The sequence below is a fragment of the Listeria ivanovii subsp. ivanovii genome (assembly GCF_900187025.1).
Classification (GTDB): domain Bacteria; phylum Bacillota; class Bacilli; order Lactobacillales; family Listeriaceae; genus Listeria; species Listeria ivanovii.
The window spans coordinates 816992-834625 of record NZ_LT906478.1; the positions used below are offsets into that span (position 1 = coordinate 816992).

The 17634-nt window shown below is 37.1% G+C and carries 14 protein-coding genes, 1 pseudogene and 1 riboswitch; of the genes and pseudogenes, 10 read left to right on the top strand and 5 right to left on the bottom strand.

The features are described from left to right. Positions 1-28: 28 nt before the first annotated feature. Positions 29-439: a phosphate-starvation-inducible protein PsiE gene (psiE, locus tag CKV67_RS03955; RefSeq protein WP_014092265.1), complete on the bottom strand. Its 411-nt coding sequence runs from the start codon at positions 437-439 to the stop codon at positions 29-31. Positions 440-527: 88 nt separating this feature from the next. Between psiE and CKV67_RS03960 the strand changes: the two genes are divergently transcribed. Further along, positions 528-2249, top strand: a complete 1722-nt coding sequence (locus tag CKV67_RS03960) for an ABC transporter ATP-binding protein (protein WP_048627050.1) — start codon at positions 528-530, stop codon at positions 2247-2249. 456 nt (positions 2250-2705) lie between these two features. Then, complete coding sequence (gene hpt, locus CKV67_RS03965; RefSeq protein ID WP_014092267.1) at positions 2706-4079, top strand: hexose phosphate transporter Hpt; 1374 nt, start codon at positions 2706-2708, stop codon at positions 4077-4079. 152 nt (positions 4080-4231) lie between these two features. Here the strand turns inward: hpt and CKV67_RS03970 are convergent, their stop codons facing one another. The 3 genes from CKV67_RS03970 to CKV67_RS03980 form a co-directional block, all read right to left on the bottom strand. Continuing rightward, positions 4232-5458 carry a tetracycline resistance MFS efflux pump gene (locus tag CKV67_RS03970; protein WP_025279812.1) on the bottom strand — a complete coding sequence of 409 codons (1227 nt, stop codon included), beginning with the start codon at positions 5456-5458 and terminating at the stop codon, positions 4232-4234. A 128-nt stretch (positions 5459-5586) separates the two neighbouring features. Continuing rightward, positions 5587-6060, bottom strand: a complete 474-nt coding sequence (locus CKV67_RS03975; RefSeq protein ID WP_014092269.1) for a MarR family transcriptional regulator — start codon at positions 6058-6060, stop codon at positions 5587-5589. Positions 6061-6118: 58 nt separating this feature from the next. Beyond that, on the bottom strand, positions 6119-6997 hold the full coding sequence (locus CKV67_RS03980; protein ID WP_025279813.1) for a LysR family transcriptional regulator: 879 nt from the start codon (positions 6995-6997) through the stop codon (positions 6119-6121). 116 nt (positions 6998-7113) lie between these two features. Between CKV67_RS03980 and CKV67_RS03985 the strand changes: the two genes are divergently transcribed. The 3 genes and pseudogenes from CKV67_RS03985 (at position 7114) to CKV67_RS03995 (ending at position 11810) form a co-directional block, all read left to right on the top strand. Next, a complete protein-coding gene (locus tag CKV67_RS03985) occupies positions 7114-8082 on the top strand; it encodes a DMT family transporter (RefSeq protein WP_014092271.1) in 969 nt (322 codons plus the stop codon). A gap of 163 nt (positions 8083-8245) precedes the next feature. Beyond that, the gene (locus CKV67_RS03990; protein WP_025279814.1) at positions 8246-10894 is read left to right on the top strand and encodes a calcium-transporting ATPase; all 2649 of its coding nucleotides are present in this window, start codon (positions 8246-8248) and stop codon (positions 10892-10894) included. 98 nt (positions 10895-10992) lie between these two features. After that, a pseudogene (locus tag CKV67_RS03995) lies at positions 10993-11810 on the top strand (Cof-type HAD-IIB family hydrolase). On the opposite strand, the gene CKV67_RS04000 reads toward CKV67_RS03995, so the two are convergent. Next, positions 11791-12048: a DUF1294 domain-containing protein gene (locus CKV67_RS04000; RefSeq protein ID WP_014092273.1), complete on the bottom strand. Its 258-nt coding sequence runs from the start codon at positions 12046-12048 to the stop codon at positions 11791-11793. The pseudogene CKV67_RS03995 and the gene CKV67_RS04000 sit on opposite strands and share 20 nt — an antisense overlap. A gap of 80 nt (positions 12049-12128) precedes the next feature. Between CKV67_RS04000 and CKV67_RS04005 the strand changes: the two genes are divergently transcribed. From CKV67_RS04005 to CKV67_RS04025, 5 genes are all read left to right on the top strand, one after another. Further along, positions 12129-12506 (top strand): RidA family protein, encoded by a 378-nt coding sequence (locus tag CKV67_RS04005; RefSeq protein WP_014092274.1) that lies wholly within the window; start codon positions 12129-12131, stop codon positions 12504-12506. A gap of 63 nt (positions 12507-12569) precedes the next feature. Continuing rightward, a riboswitch (SAM riboswitch) is annotated at positions 12570-12667 on the top strand. Between the two features lie 94 nt (positions 12668-12761). Continuing rightward, positions 12762-13865: a 5-methyltetrahydropteroyltriglutamate--homocysteine S-methyltransferase gene (locus CKV67_RS04010; protein ID WP_014092275.1), complete on the top strand. Its 1104-nt coding sequence runs from the start codon at positions 12762-12764 to the stop codon at positions 13863-13865. 103 nt (positions 13866-13968) lie between these two features. Next, complete coding sequence (gene uvrC / locus CKV67_RS04015) at positions 13969-15069, top strand: excinuclease ABC subunit UvrC (RefSeq protein ID WP_025279815.1); 1101 nt, start codon at positions 13969-13971, stop codon at positions 15067-15069. Between the two features lie 170 nt (positions 15070-15239). After that, positions 15240-16682, top strand: a complete 1443-nt coding sequence (locus tag CKV67_RS04020) for an amino acid ABC transporter substrate-binding protein/permease (protein ID WP_014092277.1) — start codon at positions 15240-15242, stop codon at positions 16680-16682. Then, a complete protein-coding gene (locus CKV67_RS04025; RefSeq protein WP_014092278.1) occupies positions 16675-17403 on the top strand; it encodes an amino acid ABC transporter ATP-binding protein in 729 nt (242 codons plus the stop codon). The genes CKV67_RS04020 and CKV67_RS04025 overlap by 8 nt, the downstream gene beginning before the upstream one ends. Positions 17404-17634 lie beyond the last annotated feature (231 nt).

The following is a 17634-nucleotide window of genomic DNA, read 5'->3' on the forward strand; positions in this document are numbered from 1 at the left end:
GGTTTTTTATCTTTTGCTTGTTGGAAGTTTACTCACGTTTCAACAGCTTCGTATTCGCTAAAAAGAGTGCTGCAACTAGTAACAAAATAGCTCCAGACAAAATAAGCGTAGAAGTCGCACTCGAATGATCGACAATAATAAACCGTATAATTGCCGTAATCCCAATATAAATAAAATATCTTAATGGGAAATGGAAATGCGATTCAAAATATTTAACAATCAACGCAATGAACTCAAAATAAAGGAAGAACGTTAAAATATCTTGTGTCATATAATAATAAGAAACATCCGTGTCCAAAAAGAAAATATTATTAAATATCGTAAATGCCTCTCTAATTAAAAAAGCAGTGAGGGTAAAACCGACCATAATTAGCGCTAAATTTAAAGTCACCCGAAGTAAAATCGGAACAATGGAAGAAATTTTTTCTAACCGTTTCATTTGTTGCCTCCTTTCAAAACGATATCGCTTTTTTAGTTATTTTACACTATAATGAGAAGCGTGACTATTTTAAAGGGAGGGGCTACTTATTCTAAAAAGATTTTTTAGTTATTATAAACCATATCGAACACTATTTATCATAGATTTTGGATGCGCCGTTATTGCGGCCCTTTTAGAGCTTGCATTTCCTGTTGCGGTAAATCATGTGATTGATACACTACTTCCAGGGAAAGACTTTGGGCTTATTATGACGGCCGCTGTAGCATTATTATTCTTTTACATATTGAATACTTTTATGCAGTATGTTGTTACTTATTTTGGACATATGCTTGGACTTAACATTGAAACAGATATGCGCCGTGATTTATTCAGCCATTTGCAAAAACAACCTTTTGGCTTTTACGACAATCAAAAAACAGGCAAATTAATGTCACGGATGACGACGGATTTATTTGAGATTGGAGAAGTGGCGCATCACGGACCAGAAGATATTTTCATTTCTATTATGTCATTATTCGGTGCTTTTTTCTTAATGTTGAATATTAATGTGAAATTAGCGATATCGACCTTCATTTTAGTACCGATTTTAACGGTACTAATTGTCTACTTCAACAAGCGAATGACAAAAGTAACGACGAAAATTTTTAAAGATTTAGGAAATTTCAATGCTGGGGTAGAAAATGCGATTAGCGGCGTACGAGTAGTGCAAGCTTTTGCTAATGAACCACATGAAAATGGACGTTTTGCATTACTTAATCAAGCTTATCGCAAGTCAAAATTAATGTTTTATAAAGTGATGGGACTTAGTTTTTCGTTTAACTATTTTCTGATGCGACTGATTAGCTTATTCGCGCTTTTGTTTGGGGCTTATTTTACGATTAATGGCGAAATTTCGTATGGAGAATTTGTTGGTTTCATTTTATTAACGAATGTCTTTATCCGACCAATTGAGAAAATTAATAATGTAATCGAAAGTTATCCAAAGGGATTCGCTGGATTTAAACGTTTTCTTGAAGTAATGGACACAGAGCCTACAATTCAAGATAAAAAAGATGCTGTACCTGCAAAAGACTTCCGCGGGGACATTGAGTATAACCAAGTATCCTTTCAATATAGCGATGGAAAAAATGTATTAAAGCATATTAATCTCTCTATCAAAGCGGGCGAAACAGTTGCTTTTGTTGGGCCAAGTGGAGCAGGGAAAACGACTATTTGCAATTTATTACCGCGTTTTTATGATGTGTCGGATGGGGGAATTACCATTGATGGGGAAAATATTAAAGATGTCACTTTGCCATCATTACGTGCGCAAATCGGCGTTGTCCAACAAGATGTTTTCTTGTTTTCAGGAACCGTTCGTGAAAACATCTCATATGGGAAACTAGATGCAACCGATGAAGAAATTAATCATGTCGTTAAACTCGCACATCTTTCTAAGGTCGTAGATGAGATGCCAGATGGACTCGATACGATTATTGGAGAACGCGGAGTAAAACTTTCTGGCGGACAAAAACAACGACTAGCAATTGCGAGAATGTTTTTGAAAAATCCACCTATTTTAATTTTAGATGAGGCAACTTCTGCTTTGGATACGGAGACAGAACAAGTTATTCAAGCATCTTTAGAAGAGCTAGCAGAGGGAAGAACAACCATGATCATTGCACATCGTTTAGCGACAATTAAACATGCTGACCGAATTATTGTTGTTAATGAAACTGGAATTGCAGAAACCGGCACCCATGACGAACTTCTAGCTAGGGAGACAGGCGCATATAAGAGATTATATGATGCCCAATTTAACACGATTTAATAAAAAATTGCTTTCCTATTTAGGAGCTTTCATATTGTTGGAAAACAGGAATTATCTAGAGAATAGTAAAGATAATTTCTGTTTTTCTTTGTATTTTCACTTAGAGTTTAACAAGTGTTAATGACGAGCAGAATTAATTTAGTTTATATTTTAAACATATTGTTTAACAGCATAGAAGAGAGAACTAGCTATTTAAAACTTAGCAGCAAGTGGTAGAAGGAAAGTATCACGTGAACTTTCCGTGAAACCGTTTGCACGGGGAGGGCACCTAGAAGCAAAAAATTAATATTAGGATGCTTTTCTAAAAAAATCATTGGCCATGATTTAGGAAATCTAATTAATTTGGAATTACTAATAAACACTCGAGTGGAGGTACTCATGACATAGATGGTAATACCCATCACAACATTCTAAACTTAGCTTGGAATGAAGATTAAACATGAAAGGAAAATAGTAATGTCATTATTCAGTTTAAAAAGAAAGAACTATCATATCCCATTAGAAATACAAAGGCAGCAGTGGTTCAGGCACTTTATTGTTGCATTTATGGCTGTATTTGTTTGCTATTTAACTGTATATCTTCTAAGAAATAACTTTAAAGCTGCCCAGACATTATTAATTGAACAGAATAATTTCAGCACAACCGAATTAGGGATGATTGGTTTAGCTTTTTCCGTTGCGTATGGAATTGGAAAAACCATATTAGGTTATGGTATTGACGGTAGAAATGCAAAAAAAATAATGAGTTTTCTACTAGGTGTTTCCGCTATTATTTCGATTATTATTGGGATTTTATTAATTACAAAACAGGCTACAACAGGGATTTTATTTATTCTTTGGGGAGCAAATGGATTTGTACAATCACCAGGTGGACCAGCCTCCTATTCAACAATTACACGTTGGACACCAAAACTGAAAAGAGGAAAATGGCTAGGTTTTTGGAATGCCTCGCACAATATAGGTGGGGCTTTGGCTGGAATTGTTGCTTTTTGGGGCGCGACCACTTTTTTTAATGGCGGAGTAGGAGGAATGTTTATTGTTCCAGCTATTATTGCGCTTATTATTGCTATCATTTGCTTTTCTATAGGGCATGATGAACCAGAAGAACTAGGTTGGAATTCTGCCCCCGAAATATTTGAAGAACCAGAAGAGCATGGAGAATCAGAAACGAAAGATTTAACTAGATTTCAAATTTTACGCCAATTTGTTATTAATAATCCGTGGGTGTGGACTTTATGTGTAATCAATATATTCATTTACATTGTTAGAATAGGGATTGATAATTGGGCTCCAGTGTATTGTATTCAAGCTTTAGGATGGGATACGAAAGACGCAATTCTTACCATTTCTTTTTTTGAAATAGGTGCATTATTAGGTTCTTTATCATGGGGCTGGCTTTCAGATATAATGAAAGGTCGTCGAATGCTTTGCTCTATCATTGCGGTAGCTATTGAATTCTTTATGTTAATTGCCTATTCGCAAGTAACAAGCGTCTATGGCATGTTTACAGTATTATTCATTCTAGGTTTCTTAGTATTCGGTCCTCAACTTTTAATTGGAGTTTCTGTGATAGAATTTGTTCCTAAGAGCGCTTTAGCTGTGACAAATGGTTTAACAGGAACATTTGCTTATCTATTTGGAGATTCCTTTGCAAAAGTATTCCTTGGTTATATAGCAGACCCAACTAAATCTGGTATGAATATATTTGGTTATACTTTGCACGGTTGGGGAGCTACTTTCACAATTATGTTTACAGCTTTGATTATTGCAGGATTAATGATGATTCCTGTCGCGTTAAAACAAGAGAGGACTATTCGAAAAACAAGTTAAAATCGTCGTTTAGCTAACAAATAATTAGGCTTGATTTACTTGCAGGTCCATAAAAATTCTGACAAAAAAGCATCTCTTACTTGAATTCATGGAGAATGAATTTATAGAGATGCTTTTTTATATGGAAAAATTAATGCGTAAGGAATTCTTTGTTATTTCACTACAGAAGCTTTTTTATAAAGGATAAAAATAGCTATGGTTATCAAGATGACTCCCATAAAAGCAGGGGCAGCATGACCAAATGTTATATAAATTTGACCACCAATTAGCGGACCGATAATTCGGGCAAGTGATTGAATGGCTTGGCTACCACCTTGGATACGACCTTGTTCACTGGCATCGGCTGATTTGGAAACCATACCGTTGAATGCAGGCCCAAAAATAGAATCACCAAAGCCGAAAACAAACATGCCAATTATCAACAAGGAAGCGTGACTAAATATCGCAGAAACGGCAATTAGACTATAACCAACAATCTCTGCGACCATCCCCCAAATGGCAATCTGTTTATCACGTAATTTAAGTAGTAGTTTAGGCATAACAAAGGCTTGCGAGAGAATATCTTGAATTCCCATAATCGAGAACATCAGGCCAATTAGTGCTGGTTTCCAACTAAAACTATCTATCGTAAATTGAGAAATAATGGCCTGAAGTGAGCCATTTGGAATCCAAATTAAGAAAGCGGATACGAGTAAGCGACCTAAATTTTGAATGGAAAGAATATGGAATAGTTGTGAAAATGGATTAAGTCTTACAAAAGGGATGTTCTTCAAACGATTTTGTTTAGCGAGACTTTCTGGCATGTAGAAATAACCGAATGCGAAATTGATTAAGGTGATGACTGCTCCGAAAAAAAGCGGAGTAGCATAACCGAAGTGTGCGAGCAGGCCGCCAAGTGCAGGCCCAATAGCGGCACCCGTTCCAGCCACAGCACTAACCCAACCGAAGTATTTTGTACGCTGTTCTTGGGGAGTAATATCAGCAATGAAAGCAAACAGGGTACTAACACTTCCGCCAGTAATACCTTCAATAATACGACCAGCAAATAGTACCCAAAGCGCACCACCAAGGCCGAAAAAGAAGTAGCCAATCGCTGAACCAAATAGGCAAATAAGTAAAACGGGACGGCGACCAAAACGATCGCTTAAAGCACCGAGACCAGGCGCGGCGAAAAAAACACAAAAAGCATAAACCGAGGTCAAAAGCGTGACCATCAGTGCCTGATCACTTGCATTATTTACATAAGGAGCAACTAAAAATGGGACAACAGGCATGATAATGCTAAAACCCATCCCGCAAAGAAAGATGGATATAAGTCCAAATAATAAAGTCTTTTTATTGACTAAGTTGTTTGTATCGTGTGATTTAGATGAAAACATTTGATTCTCCAATCGATGCATTATTTTGTGTCCTAAGAAACATAATGATAGTTTAACGCCTTTTTGTTTCCTTGTCAACAAAAAAGAATAAAAAAACAGCCAAACTTGGAAAGTTGACTGTTCGTATTTTATTCTGCTTTGATATCTAAACCAATTTTTTTAATCTCGTTGTCTAAGTGTTTACTATATTCGTCTACAAACTTTAGAACCGCAGCATATTGGTCATCGGTAACGTGTTCAAAAACGACTTTGTCTCGATTACGAAAGGATTGATGTAATTCATCATGGACTTGATTGATGGCAGATCCCTTGGATGTTAAGCGAAAATAGATTTCTTTTTTATTGTCTGGTTTTTGATAGCTTTCAATAAATCCTTTTTCCATCAATTTTTTGGTTAATTTACTAATAGCACTTTTGGTCATATAGAAGGCTTCAGCGAGCTTGGTTACATTAGGATCTTCATTTTTAGCGATATATTCAATGCAGTGCACCTCGGATGGTTTATATCCTTTAAGAGATTCTTCCATTTTCACCTTATTAATCCAAGCAAGTTTATTAAATAATTCTCGTATTTCTACCATGACTTCTTCGTCCTTATTCATGTCATGACCTCCTAATTAGACGTATCTAGTAGTAGTATAGCTATTTTTTGTGTCCTTTTCAACTATTCGTATGTTCTTGAACAAAGTGGATAAATCGTTTTGCGGCGCTGGAAATGTATCCATTAGCTGCATGAGTAAGGTAAATGGTTCGCTCCATTCCAGAAGTGGGGACTGTGAAAATTTGTAACCGTTTAAAATCTAGAATAGCCGTTTTAGGAACAATGGAAATACCCATATTTGCTTCTACTAGTCCGAGAATACTACCAATTTCTAAGCCGTCATATCGAACTTTTAAAGCGACATTGGCTTGCTTAAGCGCATTTTCCACGACTTCTCGAGAATAAGTATGCTCTGCGAAATGAATAAATTCCTCATCAGTGATATCCTGTAAAGTTAAGTTTTTCTTCTGAGCTAGCTTATTTTTCTTTGATACAATCAGAACAAATTTTTCTGTGAAAAGTGGGATGTATTCAAGTCCTTCTTGTCTATCTCTTACAGTACAAATTCCAATATCACTCTTGTTGGTTAAGACATCCTTCAATACTTGTTTGGCTGGGACTTCCTTCAGTCGTAAAACATTTGTTGGATAGTTTGATTGAAAGTTTTTTAATAGCTCTGGCATAAATGACAATCCTAATGTAGGAACAAAGGACACTGAGACTTCACCAAAGTTTGGATTTGCTAAGGTTTGGATTTTTTCTTGTGCAGCCAGCCACTTAAATTGCAATTCTTTTGCATCAGCCAAAAAGACCTTGCCGACTTTATTTAACTGGATACTTCGATTTTTTCGGTCAAATAAAGGTAAGCCAAGTTCTGCCTCTAAATTTGCAATCGAGCGACTAAGCGCAGATTGAGATAATGCGAGTTTCTCACTAGCTTGCGTCAAGTGACCAGTTTCAGCAGTAACAATAAAGTAATGCAATTGATTAAAATCCACTTTTTATCCCTCTTTCCATGTATAAAATGCATCGAAATAATCGAATGAATGATTTGTTTGTTATTAATGCTCATTATATAATAAAAGGTGCAAAAAAGAAATGAAGGTGTCAGCCAGTGAAAAAAGGCTACTTGTATATTGCAATCGCAACGATTCTATTTAGTTCGATGGAGATTGCCGTTAAACTAACGAACGGAACATTTAACCCCATTCAAATTACATTTTTACGATTTGCGCTCGGTGGGCTATTTTTATTACCATTAGCCGTAAAAAAGTTAAAAAATGCGGCTAAAAAACTTACAGCGAAAGATATTCGCTTTTTTTGTTGGTCAGGTTTTTTCTGCGTCGTTATTAGTATGATTTTATTCCAATTAGCAATCGGATATACAAAGGCATCCACGGTTGCGATTATCTTTAGTTGTAATCCAGTTTTTGTGATTACATTTGCTGCGCTTTTTTTGAAAGAAAAACTTGCTGGGTTAACGGTTATTTCTATCATTGTGAGTCTAATTGGTATTGTGGTTATTATTAATCCTTTTGAAATGGCAGATCCAATTGGAATATTGCTAGCAGTTTTAGCCGCGATTACCTTTGCAGTTTATAGTGTCTTCAGTCGTTTCGGTACAAAGAAATATCATTATGATGGTATTTTAATCACTTGTTTTTCCTTTGTTTTTGGTAGCGCAGAGCTTTTAGTTATTATGTTATTCACTCATATTCCAGTGATTGCAAATAGTTTTATGACAAACGGCTTATCGGCTTTTGCGAATATTCCTGTTTTTAGTGGGATTGGATGGGCGTCTTTACCACTATTACTTTATTTAGGTATTGGCGTGACAGGGATTGGTTTCTCTAGTTATTTTCTTGCAATGGAAAATGTGGGTGTATCACTTGCCTCACCTGTCTTTTTCATTAAACCAGCGTTAGCACCGATATTTGCATGGATTATTCTTGGTGAAAGCATTAACTTCCATACCTTGATTGGTATTATCATCATTCTTATCGGTTCCTTCCTTACATTTATCGCTTCCAGAGAGATTCCGAAAATAACCCTTTTAAATGAAGAAACAGCAAAACCAAGATAAAGCGTCTTGGTTTTTTTTGTGGAAAAAAAGGCTGTCAGTATTACAGTTGTGTCCATGAAAGCGCTTTTTGTTAAGAGTATGTAAATTATCATTCTTATCAATATTATTTCCATGTAAAGATTTGTTATACTTAATTTATAATATTCGGAAGGGACTGAATGGATTGGAGATATACCGCAAAAGCGCGGCAGAAGTATTGGAACAACTAGAAGCAACTGAAAAAGGTTTAACAACTAGTGAGGTTACAAAAAGGCAAGAAAAATACGGTTTTAATGAACTGAAGAATAAAAAGAAAGATCCACTTTGGAAACTGTTTCTAGAAACATTTAAAGATCCAATGGTGATTGTTCTAGTCATTGCAGCACTTGTTCAGTTAGTCTTAGGCGAAGTGGTTGAATCGCTCATTATCTTTTTAGTACTGATTGTCAATTCCATTATTAGTGTCGTCCAAACGAGAAAAGCGGAAAGTTCACTCGATGCTTTAAGAGAAATGTCTGCACCAGTTGCAAAAGTTATCCGTGATGGCAGCAAACAGAGTATCCACGCGCGTGAACTCGTTCCTGGCGATATTGTTATTCTAGACGCAGGTGATTTTGTCCCAGCAGACGGGCGTTTATTTGAAAGTGGCTCGTTGAAAATTGACGAAGGTATGCTGACAGGCGAATCGGAAGCTGTTGAAAAATATATCGATACGATTTCAGAGGAAGTGGGGCTTGGCGACCGTGTGAACATGGTATTTAGTGGCTCGCTTGTCGTGTATGGTCGTGGTATGTTTGTCGTAACAGGAACAGCTAGCGAAACAGAAATTGGTAAAATCGCTGGTCTTTTAGAAACAGCTGAAGCAAAGCAAACTCCTTTACAAAGAAAATTAGAATCCTTCAGTAAAAAATTAGGGCTTGGTATTTTAGCGCTCTGTATTTTGATTTTCGCCGTGGAAGCTGGACGCGTATTCCTTGGTAATGATTCAGCGGATATGGCAACAGCGATATTAAATGCCTTCATGTTTGCGGTAGCGGTGGCGGTTGCTGCTATCCCGGAAGCACTTTCTTCTATAGTGACGATTGTCCTTGCCGTTGGAACGAACAAAATGGCGAAACAACATGCGATTATTAGAAAACTCCCAGCAGTGGAAACACTTGGCTCCACCAGTGTTATTTGTACAGATAAAACTGGAACATTAACACAAAATAAAATGACGGTGGTTGACTACTATTTACCAGATGGAATGAAAGAAAACTTCCCTGATAGTCCTGAAAAATGGTCAGAAGGAGAGCGTCGTCTGATTCATATTGCTGTTCTTTGTAATGACTCGAATATTAATTCAGAAGGAAAAGAACTCGGTGATCCGACTGAAGTGGCACTGATTGCTTTTAGTAATAAAAATAACCAAGATTATAATGAAATTCGTGAAAATTTCATCCGTGAAGGCGAAATTCCGTTTGACTCTGATCGGAAACTGATGTCAACACTTCACACATTTAGAGGAAATAAAGCCATGCTTACAAAAGGCGGACCTGATGTGATGTTTGCTCGCTGTAGTTATGTTTTCCTTGATGGAGAAGAGAAACCAATGACCGATGAAATTTTAACGAAACTAAAAGAAGTAAATGAAGAATTTTCGAATCAAGCGCTCCGAGTTCTTGCTTATGGTTACAAACGGATGGCAGCTGATTCAACAGAGTTAAGCTTACAAGATGAGCAAGATATTGTCCTTGTTGGCTTAACGGCAATGATTGATCCACCACGTGAAGCGGTTTATGCTTCGATTGAGGAATCTAAAAAAGCAGGAATTCGCACTGTCATGATTACCGGAGATCACAAAACAACGGCACAAGCAATTGGTCGCGATATTGGCTTAATGGATGCCGATGATATTGCTTTAACTGGTCAAGAGCTAGACGCGATGCCTGAAGAAGAACTTGATAAAAAACTAGAACATATCGCTGTATACGCTCGTGTTTCTCCAGAAAATAAAATTCGTATCGTCAAAGCTTGGCAGAAAAAAGGAAAAATTACTGCAATGACCGGAGATGGTGTGAACGATGCTCCCGCTCTGAAACAAGCCGATATTGGCGTGGCGATGGGGAGCGGAACGGACGTTGCTAAAGACTCGGCTGCAATGATTCTAACGGATGACAATTTTGTATCGATTGTGGATGCAGTTGGGGTTGGTCGTACGGTTTTCGACAACATTAAAAAATCGATTGCGTATCTTTTTGCAGGCAACCTTGGAGCAATTATTGCGATTTTATTTGCGCTCGTACTAGATTGGATTAATCCATTTACAGCATTACAATTACTATTTATTAATTTAGTCAATGATTCCTTGCCAGCGATTGCCCTTGGTATGGAGAAAGCGGAACCTGATGTGATGAAACGCAAACCGAGAGATATTAATGAAGGTATCTTTGCTGGCGGAACGATGCGCGCGGTCATTAGTCGCGGAGTGTTAATTGGTGTCGCTGTTATTATTTCGCAGTACATCGGTATGCAAATTTCACCAGAGATGAGCGTGGCAATGGCCTTTACGACACTTATCTTAGCTCGTACGCTGCAAACATTTGCTGCTCGTTCCAATGTCCAAACCGCATTTGGCGCAGGATTTTTCAGTAACAAATATGTTATCGGTGCAGTATTACTTTGTTTCGTATTATATGGAGTAACCGTTTTACCAGGAGCACGCGAAATCTTCTCTATCCCGGCATCATTCGGGCTACATGAATGGTCGATTGCAGCTGGACTTGCACTCGGCGCGGTAATTATGATGGAGATTATCAAAGTGATTCAAAACAAATTTTTTAAAGAAGCATAAGAAAAGCAGGAATTCCCAGTCGTAATCAAGGGGATTTCTGCTTTTTGTAGTATGCTATAATGTCGTTAAAGACAATCCGATAAAGGAGAGAGAAAACAATGATTCAAGCTATTTCAGTAGATATGGATGGCACTTTTTTAGATGAGCACGGCGAATATGACCGTGAACGTTTTGAAAAAATCTATGCGAATTTGTTACAAAAAGAAATGAAGTTTATCGTGGCAAGTGGCAATCAATACTATCAACTTAAATCTTTCTTTCCAGGTAAAGATAGAGAGATTTATTATGTTGCCGAAAATGGAGCTGTGATTTTTCATAATGAAGCGTTAATAACTGTCAATCAATTTCCAAAATATTTAGTTGAAAAAATTCTCTATACATTGACCCAAGAATACCAAGATTTACAAGTGATTCTTTGCGGGGTGAAGAGTGCCTATTTACTTAAAGCAGCTAATCCCACTTTTAAAGAATTTGCCAAAAAATATTATGTTGAATTAAAAGAAGTGGAATCTTTTGTAACGCTACCAGAGGACACTTTTATTAAATTTGCGTTAGATGTAGCAATTGACCAAACGACGCAAATTGTCGAACAACTGAATCAGACCTTTCAAGGTGATATTCGCGCAGTAGCAAGTGGACACGGTAGCATTGATATTATTATTCCAGGCGTGACAAAAGGGAGTGCAATTAGGCAGCTTTTAACACAATGGAGTATCAGTCCGGCACAACTACTAGCTTTTGGAGATGCGAATAATGACTTGGAGATGCTTCAGCTTTCACCGCATATAGTTATGCAATGAAGAACAGTAGTGAAGAGGTCCTTGCCATAGCTAAGAATGTCGCTCCTTCCAATAATGAAGCGGGCGTACTCAAGGTGATGGAGCATTATCTGGATTTTAATACACCAACCAAATAACAATCCCAACTGTCCAAACCATCGCTAGCGGAACAAGAATCCGGAACTTTGTTTTTTGTGTTTTATGATGAAAAAGTTGCATCGACATCCAACTGCCGAATGCTCCGCCGAGAAACGCTGTAAGAAGAAGGGCAGATTCTGGGATACGGTAGGCATGTTTGATTGCTTTTCGTTTATCAATAGCGAACATTAGAAATGAAATAAATGTCATCGCGATTAAATAAATCGTTAAAACCATGAGTAATTCCCCCTTTAAATTGCGAAAACAAACTTTATTGATTAGAATAAAAGCATACCACAAAAGAAAGCAGGGATAAAATGGCAAAGGAAGTTATTCAAACAAATAATGCGCCAAAAGCACTTGGCCCTTATTCACAAGCGATAAAAGTAAATAATTTTATTTTTACATCTGGGCAGCTTGGAATTAACCCGGAAACAGGAGAATTAGCTGAGGGAGCAGTTAAACAAGCAAAGCAAGCCTTTCGAAATCTTTCCGCTGTGTTAGAAGAAGCTGGATCTGGACTAAATAAAATTATCAAAGCAACGGTTTTATTCAAAGATTTAAACCAATTTACAGCAGTTAATGAAGTATATGCGACATTCTTTTCCAGTGATTTCCCAGCTAGAAGTGCTTTCCAAGTCGCGAAATTACCACTCGATGCTGAAATTGAAATCGAAGTTATCGCAGAAGCATAAATATTCAGAAAAAAATTGACAATCCATTAGACGAAACGATATAATAATAATCAATTACATAGCAACTTATCAAGAAAGGTGGAGGGTTCTGGCCCAATGAAGCCTTGGCAACCGGAGTTTTCACGGTGCCAAATCCAGCAGGTAATACTGACAGATAAGGCATGCGAATCAGGTAAATTTCTCTTTCCCTCAAAAGCTGTCTTTTAAGGGGAAGTTTTTTTGTACATAAAAATAACTAGAATTGAGGCGAAGAAAATGAATCAAGTAGCACCATTTTATGCAGATCATGTAGGAAGTATTTTACGGACAAAGGCGATTAAAGATGCGCGGAGTAAATTCGCAGCAGGTGAAATTTCAGCCGAAGAACTACGCAAAATCGAAAATACAGAAATCAACTATATTGTTAAGAAACAAAAAGAAGTCGGGTTAAAAGCAATTACAGATGGAGAATTCCGCCGGGCATGGTGGCATTTTGATTTCCTGGAAAATTTGGACGGGGTAGAAGGATACGATGCAGCAGGAGGAATTCAGTTTAGCCAAGTGCAAACAAAATCGCATTCGGTGAAAATTACGGGTGCCATCGATTTTACGACACACCCTTTTATTGCTGATTTTCAGTTTTTGAAAGAAGTTGTTGGTGCGAATCATGTGGCAAAGCAAACAATTCCAAGCCCGGCGATGCTTCATTATCGCGGGGATATTGAATATCAGCCATATCTGGATAATCCGGAAAAATTTGCTAGTGATTTAGCAAAAGCATATCAAAAAGCAATTCAGGCCTTTTATGATGCCGGTTGTCGCTACTTACAATTAGATGATACTTCTTGGAGTTATTTATGCTCGGATGAACAGCGAGAAGTAGTTCGGGAACGTGGCTTTGATCCAGATGCACTACAAGAAACATACAAAAAATTAATTAATGACGCAGTGCAAAATAAACCAGCAGATATGGTTATTACGATGCATATTTGTCGGGGGAATTTCCGTTCTACTTGGATTGCATCTGGCGGCTATGGTCCAGTAGCGGAAACTTTATTTAGTAACCTAAATATTGATGGTTTCTTTTTAGAATATGATAACGAGCGTTCCGGTGATTTTGCCCCTTTAAAATATGTTAATCGACCGGATCTTAAAATTGTCCTTGGCTTGATTACATCCAAAACTGGCGAATTAGAAGACGCGGAATTAATCAAGGCACGCATTAAGGAAGCAAGTGAAATTGTTCCACTTAAACAATTACGACTTAGCCCACAATGCGGCTTTGCTTCTACGGAAGAAGGAAATATTTTAACCGAAGAAGAGCAATGGGAAAAATTACGTTACATCGTTAAAATTGCCAAAGATGTTTGGCATGATTAAATAAGCGAAAGAACTAGTTGGAAGTTTTCAACTAGTTCTTTTTTAATCTTTACAAATAGGACGGTTAGCGCTAGAATAAGTGTTCTAGAAGGAGGTTATTCCTTTGAACACTCAATTACAACAAAAATTAACATTACTGCCTGAAGCGCCAGGATGTTATATATATAAAGATGAAAATCAAGAAATTCTCTACATCGGTAAATCAAAATGCTTAAAAAACCGAGTAAAGTCTTATTTTACTGGCAAACAAATTGGCAAAACAGCGCGACTCGTCCGGAAAATTCACGATTTGGAACTCATTATTACAAGTTCAGAAAAAGAAGCATTGCTACTCGAAATGATTTTAATTCAAAAATACCAACCGCCTTTTAATAGACAATTAAAGGAAGGGCCAAGTTATCCCTATATCAAAATCACCAATGAAAAAAATCCGCACATTGAAGTAGTTGTTGAAACAAAAGCGGATGGTGCACACTATTTTGGCCCTTATCCAGGTCGATATTCTGCAAGACAAACCGCGATGTTAATCGAAAAGTTATATCCATTGTGTAGATGCGACGGGAAACCAGGTCGGCCATGTTTGTACTATCATCTAGGTCTTTGCTTAGGCCCATGCCAAGCCGAAATCACCCCAGCTGTGTATCAAGCACAAATTCAAAAAATCAGTCGGTTTTTAGAAGGCGATGTCAAATCGGTCAAAACCAAACTAACACAAGACATGCAAACTGCAACTGAAAAACTTCAATTCGAAAGAGCCGCAGAACTTCGAGATACTATCCACGCCATTAACGAAACAATCGAAAAGCAACATATTATTTTCTCAGGGTTAAAAAACCGTGATCTCATCGGTTGTTACGAACAAGATAATCATTTAAGTGTTTTTGTCTTTTTCGTTCGAAATGGTGCAATCAATGGAAACAAATGGCACGTTTTTGAAATCCAAAAGTCGCTTCAAGAAGATTTGGCAGACTTTATCAATCAATTTTATCAGGATCCAAACAATATCCAACCAAAAGAGTTGCTGATTGCAGAAAAAATAGATAAAATGTCTTTGTCAGCCTCACTTCAAAAAGTAACATCCTTCCCACAAAAAGGCGGGAAAAAGCAACAAATAAATTTAGCGGTCGAAAATGCCAAGAGCACCTATATCGCTTATGCCAAAATGAAAGAATACGATTTCGAAAACCAATTAAACAATAGTTAGAAGCTAGCTTTCACTGATTAGCTTCTTTCTTATGTTGTGTTGAAAATCTTATCGCAAATAACTATGGTCAATAATGTACCCTTATGGTAAAATCTTACGAGGACGGAAAAAATTTAATGCTACATAAAATAATTAATTATAGCTAAACATATATAGAGGGAGGACAAAATATGAAGAAATTTTCACGCTTCATACTCACAATGGCAATCGCTTGTGTTGCCATGTTTATTTTCACAGGAAACGGGTTGCATGCCAAAGCCGCAGAAGAAACTTACTTAATTGGGACTGATACCACTTTTGCCCCTTTTGAATTTGAAAAAGATGGGAAACACGTAGGGATTGATATGGATATCCTGAAAGCCATTGCCAAAGATCAAAATTTTAAATACGAAATTAAAGCAATGGGATTTAATGCAGCAGTTCAAGCACTTGAAGCTAACCAAGTAGATGGTGTTATCGCTGGAATGAGTATTACAGACGAGCGAAAACAAAAATTTGATTTCTCTGATCCGTACTTTGATTCCGGCGTTGTTATGGGAATCCTGAAAGATAACGACGAAATTAAGAATTACGATGACCTAAAAGGGAAAAAAGTAGCTGTTAAAACTGGGACAGAAGGTTACGCCTTTGCAGAAAAAATAAAAGATAAATACGGTTTTGATATTGTTGTATTTGACGATTCAGCCCAAATGTATGATGACGTTAAAACAAGAAATTCTGTCGCATGTTTCGATGATTATCCTGTACTCGCTTATGGTGTTCAAACAGGAAATGGGTTAAAAATCGTAACGGAAAAAGAAAAGGGGAATTCTTATGGTTTTGCAGTTAATAAAGGCAAAAACAAAGAACTCTTAGAAAAATTCAACGCCGGTCTAGTGAACATTAAAGCAAGCGGCGAGTATGACGAAATTCTTGAAAATTATTTAGGAAAAGATGCAGTAAAAGAAAACACAACAGAAAAAGGTTTCATGGGAATTATTAAATCTTCTTGGCCTGCGCTTTTAGCCGGGATGTGGCTAACAATCAGACTAGCTGTTGTTTCCCTAATTATTGCTTTCATAATTGGTATTACATTTGGCTTTATGAAAGTAAGTAACAGTAAAATTTTACGAGGAATCGCTACTGTTTATGTCGACATTTTCCGTGGAACACCTTTAATCGTTCAAGCATTTTTCTTCTACTTTGGGATTCCAGCAGCGCTTGATTTCAGGATGCCAGTATTCCTAGCCGGTGTCATTGCCCTAAGCTTGAATGCAGGTGCCTATATGGTCGAAATCGTTCGTGGCGGAATTCAATCCGTCGACAAAGGACAAATGGAAGCAGCGCGAAGTCTTGGTTTACCACATAAAAAAGCAATGCTAAAAGTTGTATTGCCGCAAGCCATTCGGATGATGATTCCGTCCTTTATCAATCAGTTCGTTATCACGCTAAAAGATACCTCGATTATGTCGGCAATCGGACTAGTCGAATTAACACAATCTGGAAAAATTATTATGGCGCGTACGTTCGAAAGTACCTGGACATGGCTCATTATCGGAATCATGTACTTAATCGTCATTACTATTTTAACCAAAGTGTCTGATCGTTTAGAAAGGAGATTACGAAATGACTAAACTCAAAGTAACTGGACTTAAAAAAAGCTTTGGCGCGAATGAAGTGCTAAAAGGTATTGATATCGAAGTGAAAGAAGGCGAAGTGGTCTGCGTAATTGGACCATCTGGCTCCGGAAAAAGCACCTTCCTTCGCTGCATGAACAACTTAGAAGAAATTACAGCCGGAGAAGTCATTGTCGATGATTTTAACATTACAGATAAAAAAGTAGATATTAACAAAGTACGCGAAAATATCGGAATGGTGTTTCAACATTTTAACCTTTTTCCACATCTATCTGTTTTAGAAAATATTACCCTTGCTCCTGTAGAACTGAAAAAAATGGATAAAGAAGCTGCGAAAAGTAATGCGGTTCGTCTATTAGAACAAGTGGGCCTAAAAGAAAAAGCAGATGAATACCCAAGTCAACTTTCTGGAGGACAAAAACAGCGGGTTGCGATTGCTAGAGCTCTTGCAATGGATCCAGATATTATGTTATTCGATGAACCAACCTCTGCACTCGATCCAGAAATGGTCGGAGAAGTACTAGGCGTTATGAAAGAATTAGCCAAACGTGGGATGACCATGATGATCGTCACACACGAAATGGGATTTGCTCGTGAAGTTGGTGATCGGGTCATCTTTATGGATGGTGGCTATATCGTTGAAGAAGGTAAACCCGCAGATATATTTGACCATCCAACAAATCAAAGAACCATTAGTTTTTTAGATAAAGTTTTGTAAAAAAATAATCACTAAAAAAAGAAATTCTCTTTAGTAACCAATAGAGAATTTCTTTTTTTGGTCTGAAACAGTACAGCTAGAAAAAAATAATGACTAAAAAAATAAGATTCAAGCTACTTTTTTTTGGAAAAAAAGTCTATTTTTAGACAAAAATAAAAGTTTACAAGGGCGCAGTACCAACGATTTATAATTTTATATATTAGCTATAAATATACTTTCACATTTTTGACA